14 protein-coding genes are annotated in these 15297 nt (G+C 72.5%); all 14 read right to left on the bottom strand.

The window, feature by feature from the left end:
- Window positions 1-42: 42 nt before the first annotated feature.
- The 14 genes from wecB to VF632_RS25240 all read right to left on the bottom strand — a co-directional run bounded on the left by wecB (window position 43) and on the right by VF632_RS25240 (window position 15291).
- Complete coding sequence (gene wecB / locus VF632_RS25305) at window positions 43-1158, bottom strand: non-hydrolyzing UDP-N-acetylglucosamine 2-epimerase (RefSeq protein ID WP_331025731.1); 1116 nt, start codon at window positions 1156-1158, stop codon at window positions 43-45.
- The gene (locus VF632_RS25300) at window positions 1158-2324 is read right to left on the bottom strand and encodes a glycosyltransferase family 4 protein (protein WP_331025730.1); all 1167 of its coding nucleotides are present in this window, start codon (window positions 2322-2324) and stop codon (window positions 1158-1160) included. The genes wecB and VF632_RS25300 overlap by 1 nt, the downstream gene beginning before the upstream one ends.
- Window positions 2321-3565 carry a glycosyltransferase family 4 protein gene (locus VF632_RS25295; protein WP_331025729.1) on the bottom strand — a complete coding sequence of 415 codons (1245 nt, stop codon included), beginning with the start codon at window positions 3563-3565 and terminating at the stop codon, window positions 2321-2323. Before VF632_RS25295 ends, VF632_RS25300 begins: the two co-directional genes overlap by 4 nt.
- Complete coding sequence (locus VF632_RS25290) at window positions 3562-4812, bottom strand: glycosyltransferase family 1 protein (protein WP_331025728.1); 1251 nt, start codon at window positions 4810-4812, stop codon at window positions 3562-3564. The genes VF632_RS25295 and VF632_RS25290 overlap by 4 nt, the downstream gene beginning before the upstream one ends.
- A 201-nt stretch (window positions 4813-5013) precedes the next feature.
- On the bottom strand, window positions 5014-5946 hold the full coding sequence (locus VF632_RS25285) for a glycosyltransferase family 2 protein (protein WP_331025727.1): 933 nt from the start codon (window positions 5944-5946) through the stop codon (window positions 5014-5016).
- A gap of 104 nt (window positions 5947-6050) precedes the next feature.
- Window positions 6051-7358: a glycosyltransferase gene (locus tag VF632_RS25280; RefSeq protein ID WP_331025726.1), complete on the bottom strand. Its 1308-nt coding sequence runs from the start codon at window positions 7356-7358 to the stop codon at window positions 6051-6053.
- Window positions 7359-7571: 213 nt separating this feature from the next.
- Window positions 7572-8336, bottom strand: a complete 765-nt coding sequence (locus VF632_RS25275; protein ID WP_331025725.1) for a cephalosporin hydroxylase family protein — start codon at window positions 8334-8336, stop codon at window positions 7572-7574.
- The gene (locus VF632_RS25270) at window positions 8320-9513 is read right to left on the bottom strand and encodes a class I SAM-dependent methyltransferase (protein WP_331025724.1); all 1194 of its coding nucleotides are present in this window, start codon (window positions 9511-9513) and stop codon (window positions 8320-8322) included. The genes VF632_RS25275 and VF632_RS25270 overlap by 17 nt, the downstream gene beginning before the upstream one ends.
- Window positions 9510-10427, bottom strand: coding sequence for an NAD(P)-dependent oxidoreductase (locus tag VF632_RS25265; RefSeq protein WP_331025723.1), 918 nt, complete (start codon window positions 10425-10427; stop codon window positions 9510-9512). The genes VF632_RS25270 and VF632_RS25265 overlap by 4 nt, the downstream gene beginning before the upstream one ends.
- The gene (rfbC, locus tag VF632_RS25260; RefSeq protein WP_331025722.1) at window positions 10424-10957 is read right to left on the bottom strand and encodes a dTDP-4-dehydrorhamnose 3,5-epimerase; all 534 of its coding nucleotides are present in this window, start codon (window positions 10955-10957) and stop codon (window positions 10424-10426) included. The genes VF632_RS25265 and rfbC overlap by 4 nt, the downstream gene beginning before the upstream one ends.
- Window positions 10954-12225, bottom strand: a complete 1272-nt coding sequence (locus VF632_RS25255) for a class I SAM-dependent methyltransferase (RefSeq protein ID WP_331025721.1) — start codon at window positions 12223-12225, stop codon at window positions 10954-10956. Before VF632_RS25255 ends, rfbC begins: the two co-directional genes overlap by 4 nt.
- Complete coding sequence (locus tag VF632_RS25250; protein WP_331025934.1) at window positions 12222-13211, bottom strand: NAD-dependent epimerase/dehydratase family protein; 990 nt, start codon at window positions 13209-13211, stop codon at window positions 12222-12224. Before VF632_RS25250 ends, VF632_RS25255 begins: the two co-directional genes overlap by 4 nt.
- A complete protein-coding gene (gene rfbF / locus VF632_RS25245) occupies window positions 13202-13990 on the bottom strand; it encodes a glucose-1-phosphate cytidylyltransferase (RefSeq protein WP_331025720.1) in 789 nt (262 codons plus the stop codon). Before rfbF ends, VF632_RS25250 begins: the two co-directional genes overlap by 10 nt.
- Window positions 13987-15291 carry an ABC transporter ATP-binding protein gene (locus tag VF632_RS25240; RefSeq protein WP_331025719.1) on the bottom strand — a complete coding sequence of 435 codons (1305 nt, stop codon included), beginning with the start codon at window positions 15289-15291 and terminating at the stop codon, window positions 13987-13989. The genes rfbF and VF632_RS25240 overlap by 4 nt, the downstream gene beginning before the upstream one ends.
- Between the last annotated feature and the right edge of the window lie 6 nt (window positions 15292-15297).

Below are 15297 nucleotides of genomic sequence, written 5' to 3'. Positions count from 1 at the left end.
GCGCCACTTGCCGCCCCCGGTGGAGGCCGGAGCCCGACACCGCTACGGCCGGCCGGCGGTGCGGGCGAAGAGCGCCGACACGATCCGCTCGGCGGCGCGCCCGTCCCACCCCTCGGGCGAGCGGCTGCCGGGGGCCGCGCGCGGCTGGGCCGCGGCGGCCTGGAACGACGCGAGGATTCCCTCGGGGGTGAGCGGCCAGGGCGCCAGCCGGTTGGTGCCCTCCGTGATCGTCACCGGCCGCTCGGTCTGCTCCCGCAGCGTAACGCAGGGAACCCCGAGCGCCGTCGTTTCTTCCTGCAGCCCGCCCGAGTCGGTGAGCACCACCGCGGCGCCGTCCACCAGCCCCGCCATCTCCTGGTAGCCGAGGGGCTCCAGCACCCGCAGCGGCTCCAGCAGGGAGTCCAGGCCGTGGGCGGCGATGCTCTGCGCGGTGCGCGGGTGGACGGGAAAGGCCACCGGCATCCGCTCGGCCACCCGCCCCAGCCCCCGGAGGATCTCCCGGAGGACCTCGGGGTTGTCCACGGCCGAGGGACGGTGCAGCGTGACGACGGCGTACCCCCCGGCGGCGAGCCCCAGCCGCGCCGGCATCCCCAGCGCGCGGGCATCCGGGAGCCCGGCGAAGAGCGCGTCGATCATCACGTTGCCCACGAAGCTCACCCGGCCGGAGGGGATCCCCTCGGCGGCCAGGTTCGGGAGCGCGTCGTGGCTGGGCGTCAGCAGGAGGTCCGAAAGGCGGTCGGTGAGCACCCGGTTCACCTCCTCGGGCATGCGCCAGTCGCCGCTGCGGAGGCCGGCCTCCACGTGCGCCACCCGGCATCCCAGCTCTTCGCGCAGCTTGCTGGCCACCAGGGCGCACGCCAGGGTGGAGTTCACGTCGCCCACCACGAGCACCCAGTCGGGCCGCGCCTCCACCAGCACCGGCTCGAACGCCTCCATCACCCGGGCGGTCTGCTGCGCGTGGCTCCCCGAGCCCACGCCCAGGTGGTAGTCCGGCGCGGGGATTCCCAGGTCTCGGAAGAAGGCGTCGGACATCTGCGCGTCGTAGTGCTGCCCGGTGTGCACCAGCACGCCGGGCGAGCCCGCGCGGCGCAGCTCCGCCAGGATGGGGGCCACCTTCATGAAGTTGGGGCGGGCCCCCGCGACGACGAGCGTGCGCATCAGCGGCCCCCGCCCGCGGCGCTCTCCGCCAGCCGGAGCAGCGTTTCGCCGGGCCGCGGGTCGTACTGCCCCAGCGCGGTTTCCCGTGCGCGAGCGCCCATCGCGGGCCAGCTCGCCCGCGCCCGCCAGGCCCGCTCGAGCGCCGCCCCGAGCGACCGCGCCGTAGAGCCGTCGGCTACCCAGCCCGACACCCCCTCCTCCACCCACTCGGTGTTTCCCCCCACGTCGGTGACCACCGACGGGCGGCCGCACAGCATGGCCTCTACGAGGGCCAGCGGAGTGCCCTCCATCCGCGACGCGAGCACGAGCAGGTGGTTGTCGGACCAGAGCGCCCGGATGTCGTGCACGTGGCCGGCGAGCTCCACCCGGTCCTCCAGCCCGTAAAGCGCGATCAGGCGGCGCAGGTACCCCTCGTCCGAGCCGCGCCCGTACAGGCGCAGCCGCCAGTCGCGCCCGCGCCACTCGGGCGCCGCCAGCGTCTGCAGCAGCACGTCCTGCCCCTTGGCGACGGCCGAAAAGCGGGCGACGCAGGCAAACCGCACCGGCTCGGGCTCGGGCCAGGGCACCGCCTCGGCCGAGGAAAGGTTGATGGGGTTGCGCACGACCGAGCCGTTCGGAATGGGAGCGGCGATCTGCCGCTCCGCGACGCGCAGGTTTCGCTCGGCGACGAACGCCACCCGCGAGGCGCGCCGGAAAAGGTCGTCGGCGGCGGCGTGGTACGCCGGATCTTCGGGAACCTCGGTGTTGGCCTGGCACAGGGCCACGTAGGGCGTGCCGCTGGAGCGCAGGAACGCCAGCAGGTCGGGAAAGTGCACGGCGTCGAACGTGGCGCCCTGGCTGATGCACACCACGTCGGGGCGGAACCGCGTCAGCTCGCCCCACGACGTGGCGCTCTGCAGGACGGCCGGCCGGGGCAGCCGCACCGGCCGCCGCAGCACCCGGCTCATCACCTTGTCCACCGACGGAAGGCGGGGCCGCCGCCGCGTCAGCACGCGCGCCCCCCTGCCCTGCAGCTCCGCCAGGCGCGGGTGCAGGGTGGGCCAGCGGAACACCGCGGCCATGACCTCGTGGCCCTCGTCCAGCGCCGCGTGCGCCATCTCGGTCCACAACTCCTCGCTGCCGCCCCACGGGTCGGTGTGCATCAGCGAGATGATGGCCAGCTTCACTGCAGAACCTTTCGTTCGGAACGTGAATGTCGCGCGCGAAGCAGGTGCGCCTCCAGGCGGCGCACGCTGGCGTCCGCCGTCCAGTGCTCGCGCACATGTTCGGCGGCGCGGTCGCCCAGCCGCCGCGCGAAGGGCGCATCGCCCAGCAGCCGCGCCATCGCGGCGGCCAGGCTGTCGGGCCGGGCGTCGGCGAGAAGGCCGTTGACGCCGTCCAGGACGGTTTCCCGCACACCGCCTTCGGCGATGGCCACCACCGGGGTGCCACAGGCGTTCGCCTCCAGCGGCGCGAGGCCGAACGGCTCCAGCCGCGACGTGTAGAGCATCAGCGACGCGCGGCCCAGGATGTCGGAAAGCTCCGCGTCCGCGATCCCCTGCATCACCCGCAGCTCCACCCCCAGCCCCGACGCGAGCTCCCGGACCTCGCGGGCGTAGGTGGCGTCGCCGCGGTCCGCCACCCAGGCCAGCGCGGGGCGCGGCGCGGCGAGCCCCGCCACCGCGCGGACGGCCAGGTGCACCCCTTTCGCGCGGTCGAGGGCGCCCAGCCCCACCACCAGGGGCTCGCGCCGCGCCGCGCCGGGGCGAAAGAGCTCGGTCTCCACGCCCAGGTAGCAGACGTCCGAGTCGCGCGCGTACGCCCGCAGCACGCTCTCGCGGCTGTAGTACGAGTTGACGAGGACGGTGTCGCAGGCGTGCACGTTCAGCCATTCGCGGCGGGCCTGCGCACGCAGCGCGTACCACCGGCGTACCTGCCGCAGCTCGCGCAGCGGGGCGGGCCCGCCCTCCTCCGCCGCTTCTGCCTCGCCCACCCAGGGAAGCACCGGCTGCGCCTCGTACAGGGCGCGGCGGGGCTCCTGCAGGTACAGCACGCGCGGAAGGCGGCGCAGGTAGCGCATCACGAACGGCACGGCGTACGACTGGCACGTGTTCGCGAAGGCCAGGTCGAAGCCGCCCGCCTCCATCTCCCGCGCGCAGCGCTCGCACGCCGCCTCCATGGCCTGGATGTCGCGAAGCCACCTCGGCGTGGCGCCCCGCCACCCGGCCGTGGCCGCCAGGGGAACCCGGTGCTCGCGCACGCGGGGCCCGAACGGGGCCCATCCCGCCGGGCGCTCGCCCACGCACCAGGCCTCGACCGAATGGCCGCGATCCAGCAGCCCGCGGACGTGGGTCTGGAGCGCCCGCAGCCCTCCCCCGCTGTACAGGTTGTGCCAGACCGCGATGCGCATGGGGGCCGGTGCCGTCATGCCGCGAGCGCCACCCGGTACGCCGCCACCGTCTGCGCCACGCACCGCTCCCAGGTGAAGCCGTCGGCCCGCGCCAGCGACCGGGCGGCGAGCTCGGCGCGGAGCGCCGGGGCGCCGTGCACCTGCAGCACGGCCTGGCACATCGCGTCCAGGTCGGTGGGGGGCAGCAGGATCCCCGCGTCGCCCACCACCTCCGGGAGCGACGAGGTGTTCGAGCTGATCACGGGGACCCCGCACTGCATGGCCTCCAGCGGCGGCAGCCCGAACCCCTCGTACAGCGACATGTACACGAAGGCGAGCGCGCCGCTGTAGAGCGCCGCCAGCTCTTCGTCCGGGACGTACCCCGCCAGGACGATGCGCTCGCGCACGGGTCCCGCCTCGGCCAGCGCGGCGTCGATGCCCTCCGCCTTCCACCCGCGCCCCCCCACCAGCACCAGCGACAGGTCGCGCGCGGCCGGCTCCCGCGCCACGCGCGCAAAGGCGCGGATCACCGATTCCAGGTTCTTGCGCGGCTCCAGCGTGTTCAGCGTCAGCAGGTACGGTCCCTCGGGAATGCCCAGCCGCCTCCGCACCGCCCCCTGCTCCTCCGGCCCGGCCGGGTAGAAGGTGCGCGCGTCCGCCGCCAGCGGCGTCACGAACACGCGGGCGGGATCGAAGCCCCGATACTCGCAGAGGTCCGCCCTGGTGGTCTCGGAGATCGCGAGCGCCCAGTCGCCGGGGCGCAGGCTCCCGTACACCCGGTCCATCCAGGCCACCATGTGGGGCTCGAACAGCTGCGGGAACCGGATGGGGATCAGGTCGTAGATGGTGAGAAATCGCCGCATGCGTCCGGTGAGCGCCGGCAGCGCGTTAAAGGACGAGTGGAAGACCTCGCCCCCCCAGCGCACGCCGGCGTTGGGCAGGCGATGCCGGTTCTCCATCGCGGCGACGACGCGGCCCAGCATGCGCGCACGAAGGCTTCGGGGGGCATGGGCGGCCGCCCGGCGGGCGCGTTTCTCCAGCGTGCCCGCCGCGCGGGCGCCCGGCGGGCGAAGCAGCGGCACCGTGCGGAGCTGCGCATCGGCCGACAGGCACTCGGCCGTGGCGGTGTGCGTAAGAAGCGAATCGGTGGCGCTGAAGGCCAGGTCCAGCCCCGGCACACGCGCCAGCCCACGAGCCACGTGCTCCACCACGCGGTGCACGCCGGTGCGAGCCTCGGGGTGGCGGTGCCCGAAGCCCAGCATCGAAACGTCATAGACAACGCGCATCAGCCGAACCGCCGCGACGCGCGCACCAGCGTGTACGGCGCGCGCGTGCCGCCGCCCGTCGTCAGGCGGTGCCGGACCGCGCTCCTCGTGGCGCCACGGCCACGCGGCCGGCCCGGTGCGGTACGCGCCCAGCACCGCCTGGCGGAGGGCTTCGGCGCGCGCGCCCGGTGCGGGCGGGAAGCACCACGCCGCGCGCGGCCGTCACGATGCACGGCTGCGCAGAAGCAGGGGCCGGACGACGTGCCACACCTGCCTGGCCAGCGGGACCTCGCGCAGGCGGCCGACCACCTTCCCGCGCCTCAGCTGCGAGCGATGCCGCTGTACCCGCAGGTAGTACCGGGCGTGGATCTCTCGCGCGGCGCGCCGGGCCAGGTGCACGCGCCTGCCCATGCTCAGCGCATGAAACGAGGGCGAGCCCCACATGATGTCGGCGACGATGCTCCGGATGATCAGGCCGTACGGATTGCGGGCCTGGCGGCCGCGAAGCTTGTAGGCGCGGACGAGGCTTTCCATGCCGTCCGACACCCCTTCCATCGCCCGGTGTACGGACGTGGCGCGGACGGTGGCCACCTTGCCCGCGGCGGCCAGCCGGGCCACGGCCAGCCAGTCCCCCCCGATCGTCCGCGGGAAGGGGTTGGCCAGCCGGTCCGCGCGGCGGGCGAGCCCGTAGAACACCCCGTTGTCCTCTACCTGGCGGTAGTAGGCCAGGACGCGCTCGGAGGGGTCTTCCTGCTCCAGGTCCAGCGGGCCGGCCTCGAACTCCCAACGCCCCTGGCGGTAGTACTGCGTGCTCCCCGCGACGAGCGAGTAGCCGGGCCTGCGCAGCACCTCCATGCAGCGGCGCACGTAGTCGGCGTCGATCCAGTCGTCGTCGGCGAGCCACATGAAGTATTCACCCACGCACTGTTCCAGCGCGTGGACGAAGTTGCCCACCGGCCCCACGTTCACCGGCTGCCGGACGTACCGCACCCGCCGGTCGCGCCGGACCAGCTCTTCGCAGAATGCCCGGGTTTCATCCGTCGAGGCGTTGTCGGAAACGACCACCTCCAGGCACGGATAGTCCTGGGCCAGCGCCGAGGCCACCGCGCGGCGCAGGCCCGCCACCCGGTTGTACGTCGGGATCGCGATGCTCACGAGAGGCTCGGCCATGCGTTCAGGTACCGGTACTTCGCCCGTTCCCGCCGGGTCGTGCGGTCGGCGGGTGGATGGAGCTCTCGTTTCTATACGCACGAGCGATTTCAGTGGCGCAGTTCGTAAATGCGAAGCCCCGGCAGACGGAGATGGTCGTCATCCCGGGCCGGGGAGGTCCGGAACCGCGTGGCGAAGCGAAGCGCTTCGTCCATGCTTCCGAACGTGAATCGTGCATCCGCCGGTATGCGGATCCGGGTGCGCCCGGCCAGAAACGTCCAGAAGGGCCGAGCCCAAGGTTCGCGCAGCATCCATGCCGCCGCCATGGACAGGCGCCGCAGCACGAGGCGCGGGGACAGCAGCTTCCGGAGACGGGCCGCCCGGAAAGGCTCCCGCTTCGGGACACTCGCGCGCCAGCCATTCGCCTCGAGAAGCGCTCGCATGTGCCGGCGCTCGGCCGGATCCTCCACGAGTTCGATCTCCCGGCCCAGGTAGTCCAGGTACCGCTCCCGGTCCAGTTCGGGAAGCCGGCGGCTGCCCGTCTCGGCGCGGGTCCGGCAGTACTCGTGAAAGATCACGTTCCCCACCGTGCGCAGTTCCGGGACCGGCGCCGACGGCGCAAGCGACCCGCCCACGCTCGCCAGGAAATCCGCGTGATCTCTCGTGCGAACGCCACGGCTGAGGCTTGCCCCGTTGCTGCGGTCCAGGGCGTAGTGGACGACCGCGGCCGAGTCGTAGTGTACCACGCTCTCCACTTCGGCCAGGCACCGGTAGCAGAAGTTGAAGTCGGGCGCCACCGAATCGAAGAACTTCCCGAACCGTGCGCGAAGGCGGTCCAGCACGGTTCGCGGCACCACGCAGTTCAGCATCTTGGGCAGTCCCGGGGCGGACAGCACTCCCCTGGCCGCCAGGGCGAGCAGGTCGGCCGCATAAACCTCGTACGCCCGCCCTGTCCACGGCACCTGCTCCACCCGGAACGGCGGCGCGTACCCCGCGAGGTGGTCGTGCAGGTACGCCACTACCCGGTCAGGGTAGCGCCGCGCCAGCTCCATCACGGCCCGCACCTCTCCCTCGCGGAAGACCATGCGGTCGGTGAGATAGGCGACGTGGTTTTCGGGCCAGGTGTGCAGAACCGTCTGCATTGCCCAGTCCCAGTGCGCCGCCATCGCGAGCGGAACGGGAGGTCGAAGATAGTGCAGCGTCCCGCTTCCCGTCGTCTCGCAGAACGCGCGAAGGCGCTCTGCCGCGGCGGCGTCCGTGGAATTGTCCGAGACCACGATGCGCACCCCCGCGGAGCCGTGCTCCCCGAGCAGCGAACGCACGGCGTTCTCCGCCAGGTCCGCCCGGTTGCGGGTGGGAACGACCACCAGCAAACCGTTGAACTGCACCGCACCGCTCACCCCTGCCCCACTGGGCACGGGCGCACCGGGTTCCCTCCGCGTTCCCATAAACCCTGCTCCCACGCTGAATGCCGCTACATGAACTCCTGGCCCACTCCCTGAAGCATCCCGGCGGTGGCGCACCCGCGGAATGCTGAACGACCGCTGAAGAACCTTTATGATGCTGCGTCTGAAGCCCTGCCCAGCTGCCTGCCTTCTCGATCCCCGTGGTCCCGGCGCCCCTCCCCGTCCTCAGGCGCGCCGAAGCCAGGCACCCGGCCAGTGGGTGATGTTCTCCCGCAGCCCGCTCTCGTTGAAGGGCCACTCCGGCTGCTCCAGCACGAACTCGGGGTGCGCGGCGGCGAACTCGGCGGCCGCGTCGCGCGGGTTGTCGTGCACCCACTCCGGCGCGCCACCGGGCACGTCGTGCAGGTCGTACATGATGCCGTCGGTGGCCACGAGGTACGACCCCGGCGTCACCATGCCGTGGTAGCGCTCCAGCTCCGCCGCCACGTGCGCGCGGGTGTGGTTGGAGTCCAGAATCACCAGCACCGTCTCGCCGGGGCGGATCTGCCCCTGCACCTGCCGGACGGTGGCGTCGTCGGTGGAGCTCCCCTCGATCAGGGTGATGTACGACGCCATCTCGTGCTCCTCGATGGCCCGCCGGTTGTGCTCGCGGATCTCGATGTCCACCCCCACCACCCGGCCCCTGCCCAGCACCTTGCAGAGGCTGGCGTAGTAGATCAGCGAGCCGCCGTGCGCCACCCCGGTCTCCACGATCACGTCGGGGCGCACCCGGTAGATGACCTCCTGGGTGCGCACCATGTCCTCGGGAAGCTGGATGATGGGCCGGCCCATCCAGCTGAAGGTGTACGAGTAGCGCTGGCTCCAGCCCACCTTCACCCACAGGCGCGAAAGCGCCTCGAACCCTTCCCGCGAGTGCAGGTCCACGGTCCGGGTGCTCCCGTTCTCGTGATGCACCAGGGTTCCCCGGGCGTCGTCAATCTCCACGTGCATGCGTCGGCTCCGTCAGTTCGGTAAGCGCCACGTCCAGCCCCGCCTCGCGGAGGAGCCGCTCGTTCTCGGCGCGGTAGTTCGGGTTCATCAGCACCGCCGTCTTCACCCCCAGCCCGGCCAGCGCGCGGTAGTCCACGATGGGGTGCCCCGTGGCGGGAAGGTACCGCCCCTGCTTCTGCGGGTTCAGGTCCACCACGCAGCGCACCAGGCGGCGGTCCGGGTCCATCAGGGCGGCCAGCGTGGCCCCCTTGGCCCCGGCGCCCCAGAGCGCCACGCCGCCGTCCGCGGCCCAGCGCTCAACCTGTTCCCGCAGCGAGCCGCGGATGTGCGGCTCGGCCTGGGAAAAGGCGCGCGCCAGCCCCGGCACCTCGCCCGGGGCCAGCTCCACCTCCGGGGCGGGGCCGCCGGCGGAGCCCTCGATCCACAGGTACTGCCCGCCGAACACCTCGCGCACCTCGTCCACCGCGAACCCGGCCGCCTGGAAGGCGGTGGAAAGCGAAGCGGCGCTGAAGTACGAGCAGTGCTCGTAGAAAAAATCCCACACCACGCGGTGGCGCAGGATCCACTCCACCGTGGGAGTCTCGAAGTACACCCGCGCCCGTCCCGCGCCCGCGAGCGCCGCGCGGACGGAGCGCAGCAGTTCCACCGGCCGGGGCACGTGCTCGATCACGTGGCGGCATACCACCACGTCGGCGGGCACGTCCGCGCACTCGGGGCCGTAGAAGCGCCGCTCGAAGCGCACGCGGCCGTCCAGCACCGTGTCGGGCCCGGTGTACGCCGGGTCGAACCCCACGCCGGTGGCGCCCTCTCCCGCCGCCTGCACCAGGCGCACCAGGAAGTCGCCCTGCCCGCACCCCACCTCGACGATGCGGCAGCCGCGCACGCCGCGCTCTTCCACCAGGTGGCGCACCAGCCCCTCGACGTGCCCCCGAAAGGACGGCGAGCAGGTCTGGGTGTTGTCGTAGTCGGCCCCGTAGCTCAGGCGATCGGGGTCGAACGCCCGGTTGAAGACGAATCCGCAGCGCGGGCAGCAGGCCAGGTCCAAGTCGCCGCGCTCGGCGGCCTGGGCCGCCCCGGGGTTGCGCATCACCAGGTTCTGGTGCGCCGGCACCCCGCCGCGGCGAAGGAAGCCCTCGGGCGCGTCCGAGCCGCAGACCGGGCACTCCGCCCCGGTCATCGGCCCGCCTCCGCGCGCCACCACGCCACGGCGTCGTCCACGCCCGAGCGAAGGCTGTGCCGCGGCGTCCATCCCACCTCCGCGCGAAGCCGGCCCGCGTCGGCCGCCAGCACGGCCGGCTCGCCCGCGGGCGCGGTGCGCGCGCCCCACCTCACCAGGTCGGGCCGTCCCGCCGCCCGCGCCACCTCCTGCACCACCTCGCGCACTTCCACCGCCTCTCCCGATGCAACGTTCACCGCCCCCTCGACGCCGCTGTCCAGCAGCGCCGCGAAGGCCTCGCCCGCGTCGGCCGCGTGAAGAAAGTCGCGCCGCTGCGTCCCGGGCGTCACCTCGGCCGGCTGGCCGGCCACCAGGGCCCGCGCCACCGACGAAACCAGCCGCGCCGGCGCCTCGTACGGGCCGTACAGAAAAAAGATGCGCCCCCAGGCGGCGCTTACGCCTGCCTGCCGCGCGTGGGCCTCCACGACGCCGCGGAGCGCGTGCTTGGCCGCGCCGTACAGCGTGGCGGGTGCAAGCGGCGTGTCGAACTCGGAACAGCGTCCGCCGTCCGTCCAGTCGTACTCGGCGCAGGTGCCGGCGCCAACGATCCGCGTGCCCCGCGTTTCCGCGAACGCGCGCGCGAGGGCCAGGCTGGCCGCCACCCAGTCCAGGTTGTCGGGCGCCGTCCAGAACACCCCGGGGCGCACGTCCCAGGCAAGGTGCAGCAGGTGCGTCGGCCGCACGGCCTCGATCACCCCGCGCGCGGTCCCCGGCTGCAGCAGGTCCCCCCGGTGCCACACCACGCCAGGCACGTCCAGCCCCGGGGGAGGCCCGCCGCGCGACAGGGCGTGCACCTCGAAGCCGCGGGCGGCCAGGGGCGCCAGCGCATGCCGGCCCACGAACCCCGAGGCGCCGGTGACCAGCGCCCGCTTCACCCGGCGAAGTCCGCGTAGCCGCGGTCCCGCTCCGAGAGGGTGCGCACGGCCGCCGCCGGCCACTCGATGCCGAAGGCCGGGTCGTCCCAGCGCTGGCCGCGGGCCAGCTCCGGGTGGTAGCGCTCCGAGATCTGGTAGAACACCTCGGATTCGTCCACCAGCGTCTGGAAGCCGTGCGCCACCCCCTCGGGAACATACAGCAGGCGGCGGTTCCCGGCGCTCAGCTCGGCGGCGTACCAGCGCCGGAAGGCGGGCGACTCGGGGCGCAGGTCCACCAGCACGTCCCACACGGCCCCGGCGGTGCAGCGCACCACCTTGGCCTCGGCGTGCGGCGCCGCCTGGTAGTGAAGCCCCCGCAGCGTCCCGGCGCGCGCGTTGAAGCTCACGCTGCACTGCGGAAACGCCGTGCGCATCCCCCGCCGCGCGAACTCGTCCTCGTCGAACACCCGCGCGAAGAAGCCGCGCTCGTCCTCGATCCGCCGCGGTTCGATCAGCCAGGCGCCGGGAATGGGGGTCTCGTGAAAGGTCACACCACCCGCGGCGACGGAATGGGCACGATGAACTTTCCCCCGCCCCGCCGGTACTCGGCCTGCTGCTCCAGGATCTCGTCGGCGAAGTTCCAGGTCAGCAGCAGCACGAAGTCGGGGCGGCGCTCCAGCAGCGCCTGCGGCGGGTCGATGCGCAGGTGCGTTCCCGGCGTGTAGCGCCCCTGCTTCACCGTGCTGCGGTCGACCACGAAGTCCAGGGTTTCGCCCCCGATGCCGAAGTAGTTGAGCAGGGTGCTTCCCTTGGCCGACGCGCCGTACGCCGCGAGGCTGCGGCCCTCGGCCTTCAGCCCGGCCACCAGCGAGCCCAGCTCCTCCTTCAGCCGCTCCACCCGCCCCGCGAAGCCCAGGTAGAACCCGGGCTCGTCCACGCCCCACCCCTGCTCCTCGGCCAGCAGCGCCCGCACCGCCTCGCCCGGCTCCGGGGCCCGCCCGGCGGGCGTGGCGAACACGCGCAGCGAGCCGCCGTGGATGGGCAGCCGCTCCACGTTCCAGATCACCAGGCCGTGGCGGCGGAACAGCCGGTCCAGCGCGGTGAGCGAAAAGTAGCAGAGGTGCTCGTGGTAGATGGTGTCGAACTCCGCCCCGTCGATCATGTCCTTGACGTAGGGGAACTCGATGCAGGTGGTGCCGGTGTCCCTGAGCAGGGTGCGGAACCCGCTCACCACGCCGTTCAGGTCGGCCACGTGGGCCAGCACGTTGTTGGCGTGGATGACGTCGGCGCGCACCCCCTCCGCCGCCAGCCGCGCGGCCGACTCCGCGCCGAAGAAGTCGCACACCGTGCGCACGCCCCGCTCCTCGGCCACGCGGGCGATGTTGGAGGCGGGCTCCACCCCCAGCACCGGCACGGCGGCGCGGAGGTAGTGCTGAAGCAGGTAGCCGTCGTTGCTGGCCACCTCCAGCGCCAGGCTCTCCGGCCCCAGCCCGCGCTCGCGCACCAGCCGCTCCACGATCTCGCCCGCGTGCCGGACCATGGCGTCGGAAAAGGACGAGAAGTACAGGTACTCGCCGAACAGCTGCTCGGGGGGCACGGTCTCGGTGATCTGCACCAGCGAGCACGACCCGCAGAACACCAGTTCCAGCGGGTACACGGGCTCCGGCGCCCGCAGCTCGTCCTCGGAAAGGAGGGCGTTGGCCAGCGGCGTGCTGCCCAGCGAAAGCACGGGCACCAGCTCCGCGTGGCCGCAGGCGCGGCAGCCGGTGATGCGCCCGGCCCCCGCGGGGGCGGCCGGCAGGACCTCGGCGGCGCTCACGCGCCCTCCCGGCGCAGGAAGTCGGAGTACCAGGCGATGGTCCGCTCCAGCCCCTGGTCCAGGGTGAAGAGCGGCGACCATCCCAGCACCTCGCGCGCCTTGGCCGCCGACAGGTACTGGTGCTTGATCTCGTGCTGCGCCTCGTTCCGCACCTCGGGCTCCAGCTCGGAGCCCATCGCGCGGAGAACGCGGTCCACCAGCTCGCGCACCGGCACCTGGATTTCGTTGCTGAAGTTGAAGGCGTGCCCCGCCAGCGACGGGTCGGCCGCCATCTTCTCGGCCAGCAGCATGTACGCGGCGGCGCCGTCCTCGACGTAGAAGTAGTCGCGGATGTAGGTGCCGTCGGAGCGGATCACCGGGCGCTGGCCGCGCGCCACCGAGCGGACGGTGCCCGGCACGATGCGGTTCCAGTTCAGGTCGCCGCCGCCGTAGAAGTTGCCGCACCGGGTGATGGTCACCGGCAGCCCGTACGTCGTCGCGTACGACTGCGCGATGAGGTCGGCGCACGACTTGGACACGTCGTACGGGTGCCGCCCCACCAGCGGGGTGGTCTCGTCGTACGGAAGCGTCTCGCAGTCGCCGTAGGCCTTGTCGCTCGAGGCGAACACCACCTGCTTCACCGACGGGCTGCGGCGGCACGCCTCGAGAAGCGCCCAGGTGCCCTGGATGTTGCTTTCGAAGGTGGACACGGGGTTGCGGTTGGCGATGCCCACGATGGTCTGGGCCGCCAGGTGCATCACCGTGTCGATCTCGTACTCGCCGATCACCCGCTCCAGCAGGGCCTGGTCGCGCACGTCGCCGCGCACCGTCTTCACCCGCTGGTCCAGCCCCGTGCGCACCAATTCGCTCTGCGGCACCCAGTCGCGCACCAGGCACACCACGTCGGCCCCCGCGTCGGCCAGGGCGCGCGTCAGCCAGTACCCCACCAGGCCGGTGGCGCCGGTCACCAGCGTGGGCCGGTCGGTCCAGAACGCGCTCACGCCCATGTCTTCCACGGGGCGTTTCCGCCCTCCCACAGGGTTTCCAGCAGGCGCTTGTCGCGCAGCGTGTCCATGCACTGCCAGAACCCCTCGTGCCGGTACGCCGCCAGCTGCCCGTCGCGCGCCAGCGGCTCCAGCGCGTGGTACTCCAGGCTGTTCTCGTCGCCCTCCAGGTAATCGAACACCCCCGGCTCGAAGACCAGGAACCCGCCGTTGATCCACCCCTCGCCCACCTGCGGCTTTTCGGTGAAGTCCACCACCAGGTCGCCATCGAACACCAGTCCGCCGAAGCGCGCCGGGGGACGAACGGCGGTCACCGTCGCCAGCCTCCCGTGAGAGCGGTGAAAGCGCAGCAGCGCGTCCAGGTCCACGTCGGCCACCCCGTCGCCGTAGGTGACGATGAAGGTGCCGCCAGGGCGAAGCCAGGGCTCCAGGCGCTTGATGCGCCCGCCCGTGTTGGTGGCCTCGCCGGTGTCGCACAGGTGCACCATCCAGTCCTCGCGCCCGGGACCATCGTGCATGTCGTCGCGCAGTTCCACCTGCCCGCTCGAAAGCGCCACCGTCATGCTTCCGCTCAGGCTGTAGTAGTCGCGGAAGAAGCGCTTCACCACCTCGCCCTTGTAGCCCAGGGCCACGTAGAACTCGTTGCAGCCGTGGCCGCCGAAGTGCTTCATGATGTGCCACAGGATGGGCCAGCCGCCGATTTCCACCATCGGCTTGGGCTTCACCTCGGTTTCCTCGGCAAGGCGCGTCCCCAGCCCTCCCGCCAGCAGAACCACCTTCACCTGCCTACCTCCTGAAGTCGCGACGAAGGCTCGTATACGTTCGTCCAGCGCAGCAGCGGGCGCACCACCCCCGGCAGCGGCCCCGCGTAGTCGCCGCGGGCCGAGTCGCCGTCCAGCGAGTCGACCACCTGGAAGGCCACCGCGTCGCGCTCGTGCGCGTGGACGCTTACCGGGTCCAGCGTGCTGATGGCGACGTCCACCACCAGGGTACCCTCTGCCAGCAGGTTTCCGGGAATCCAGGCGGTGCTCACGTATCGTCCCACCGGGCGGGGCCTGCCCCTCCACTCGGGGTCGCCCTCCACCGAAACGAAGGCGATGCCGCCCTGTTCGCTGTGAAAATGCAGATTGGGCACCAGCACGTGCCCGGGGGCCCTTACTTCGAATTCCACCTCCACCGCCACGGGGCGCCGGATGTCGACGGCGTCGGCGCGGCGCCCGGACTCGTCCTTCACCCGCACGGCAAGCAGCCGGGCGACGTCGTTGCCGGGCTCCTCGCCCGCTTCCCAGGCACGCTCGGCCGTGGTGCCCAGCCCCGAGCGCAGGTAGGCGGCGATCACCCCCGCGGTGGAGCCGTCGGCCAGGACCCTGCCGCCGTCCAGCAGCAGCGTGCGCGAGCACAGGCGCGAGATGGCGGCCATGTCGTGGCTCACGAAGAGCACCGTGCGCCCCTCGCGCGCCACGTCCTCCATCTTGCCCAGGCACTTCTTCTGGAAGCTGGCGTCGCCCACCGCCAGCACCTCGTCCATGATGAGCACCTCGGGCTCCAGGTGCGCCGCCACGGCAAAGGCCAGCCGCAGGTACATGCCGCTGGAGTAGCGCTTCACCGGGGTGTCGATGAAGGCCGACACCCCCGCGAACTCCACGATCTCGTCGAAGCTGCGGCGGATGTGCTCGCGGTCCATCCCCAGGATCGAGCCGTTCAGGAACACGTTGTCGCGCCCCGTGAGCTCCGGGTGGAAGCCGGTGCCCACCTCGAGCAGCGACCCCACCCGCCCGTGCACCTCGGCCCGCCCCGCCGTGGGGTCGGTGATGCGCGAAAGGACCTTGAGCAGGGTGCTCTTTCCCGCGCCGTTGCGGCCGATGATCCCCAGCACCTCGCCCCGGCCCACCTCGAACGAAACCTCGCGCAGCGCCCACATCTCCTCGTGCGCGGCCGGCGCGCTCCCGCGTGCGCGGAGCGCGCGCATCGGCGCCGTCGCGGCGCGCGCCAGCGCCTCGCGAAGGTCCTGCACCCGCGCCCCGGGGGCCAGGACGCGGTAGCGCTTGCTCAGCCCGGTGGCCCGGACGGCGAACTTCGGCATCGGCTG

It is taken from the genome of Longimicrobium sp., assembly GCF_036388275.1.
Taxonomy (GTDB): domain Bacteria; phylum Gemmatimonadota; class Gemmatimonadetes; order Longimicrobiales; family Longimicrobiaceae; genus Longimicrobium.
Note: the sequence above shows the minus strand (reverse complement) of the source record. Positions and strands in the feature narration are given on the sequence as shown.

Excerpts from the sequence above, each read along its gene's own strand:
- wecB (WP_331025731.1), bottom strand. The coding sequence starts at position 1,158 with ATGCGCACGCTCGTCGTCGCGGGGGCCCGCCCCAACTTCATGAAGGTG.
- VF632_RS25290 (WP_331025728.1), bottom strand. The coding sequence starts at position 4,812 with ATGCGCGTTGTCTATGACGTTTCGATGCTGGGCTTCGGGCACCGCCAC.
- VF632_RS25275 (WP_331025725.1), bottom strand. The coding sequence starts at position 8,336 with ATGCACGTGGAGATTGACGACGCCCGGGGAACCCTGGTGCATCACGAG.
- VF632_RS25240 (WP_331025719.1), bottom strand. The coding sequence starts at position 15,291 with ATGCCGAAGTTCGCCGTCCGGGCCACCGGGCTGAGCAAGCGCTACCGC.
- VF632_RS25270 (WP_331025724.1), bottom strand. The coding sequence starts at position 9,513 with ATGACCGGGGCGGAGTGCCCGGTCTGCGGCTCGGACGCGCCCGAGGGC.
- VF632_RS25295 (WP_331025729.1), bottom strand. The coding sequence starts at position 3,565 with ATGACGGCACCGGCCCCCATGCGCATCGCGGTCTGGCACAACCTGTAC.
- VF632_RS25250 (WP_331025934.1), bottom strand. The coding sequence starts at position 13,211 with ATGGGCGTGAGCGCGTTCTGGACCGACCGGCCCACGCTGGTGACCGGC.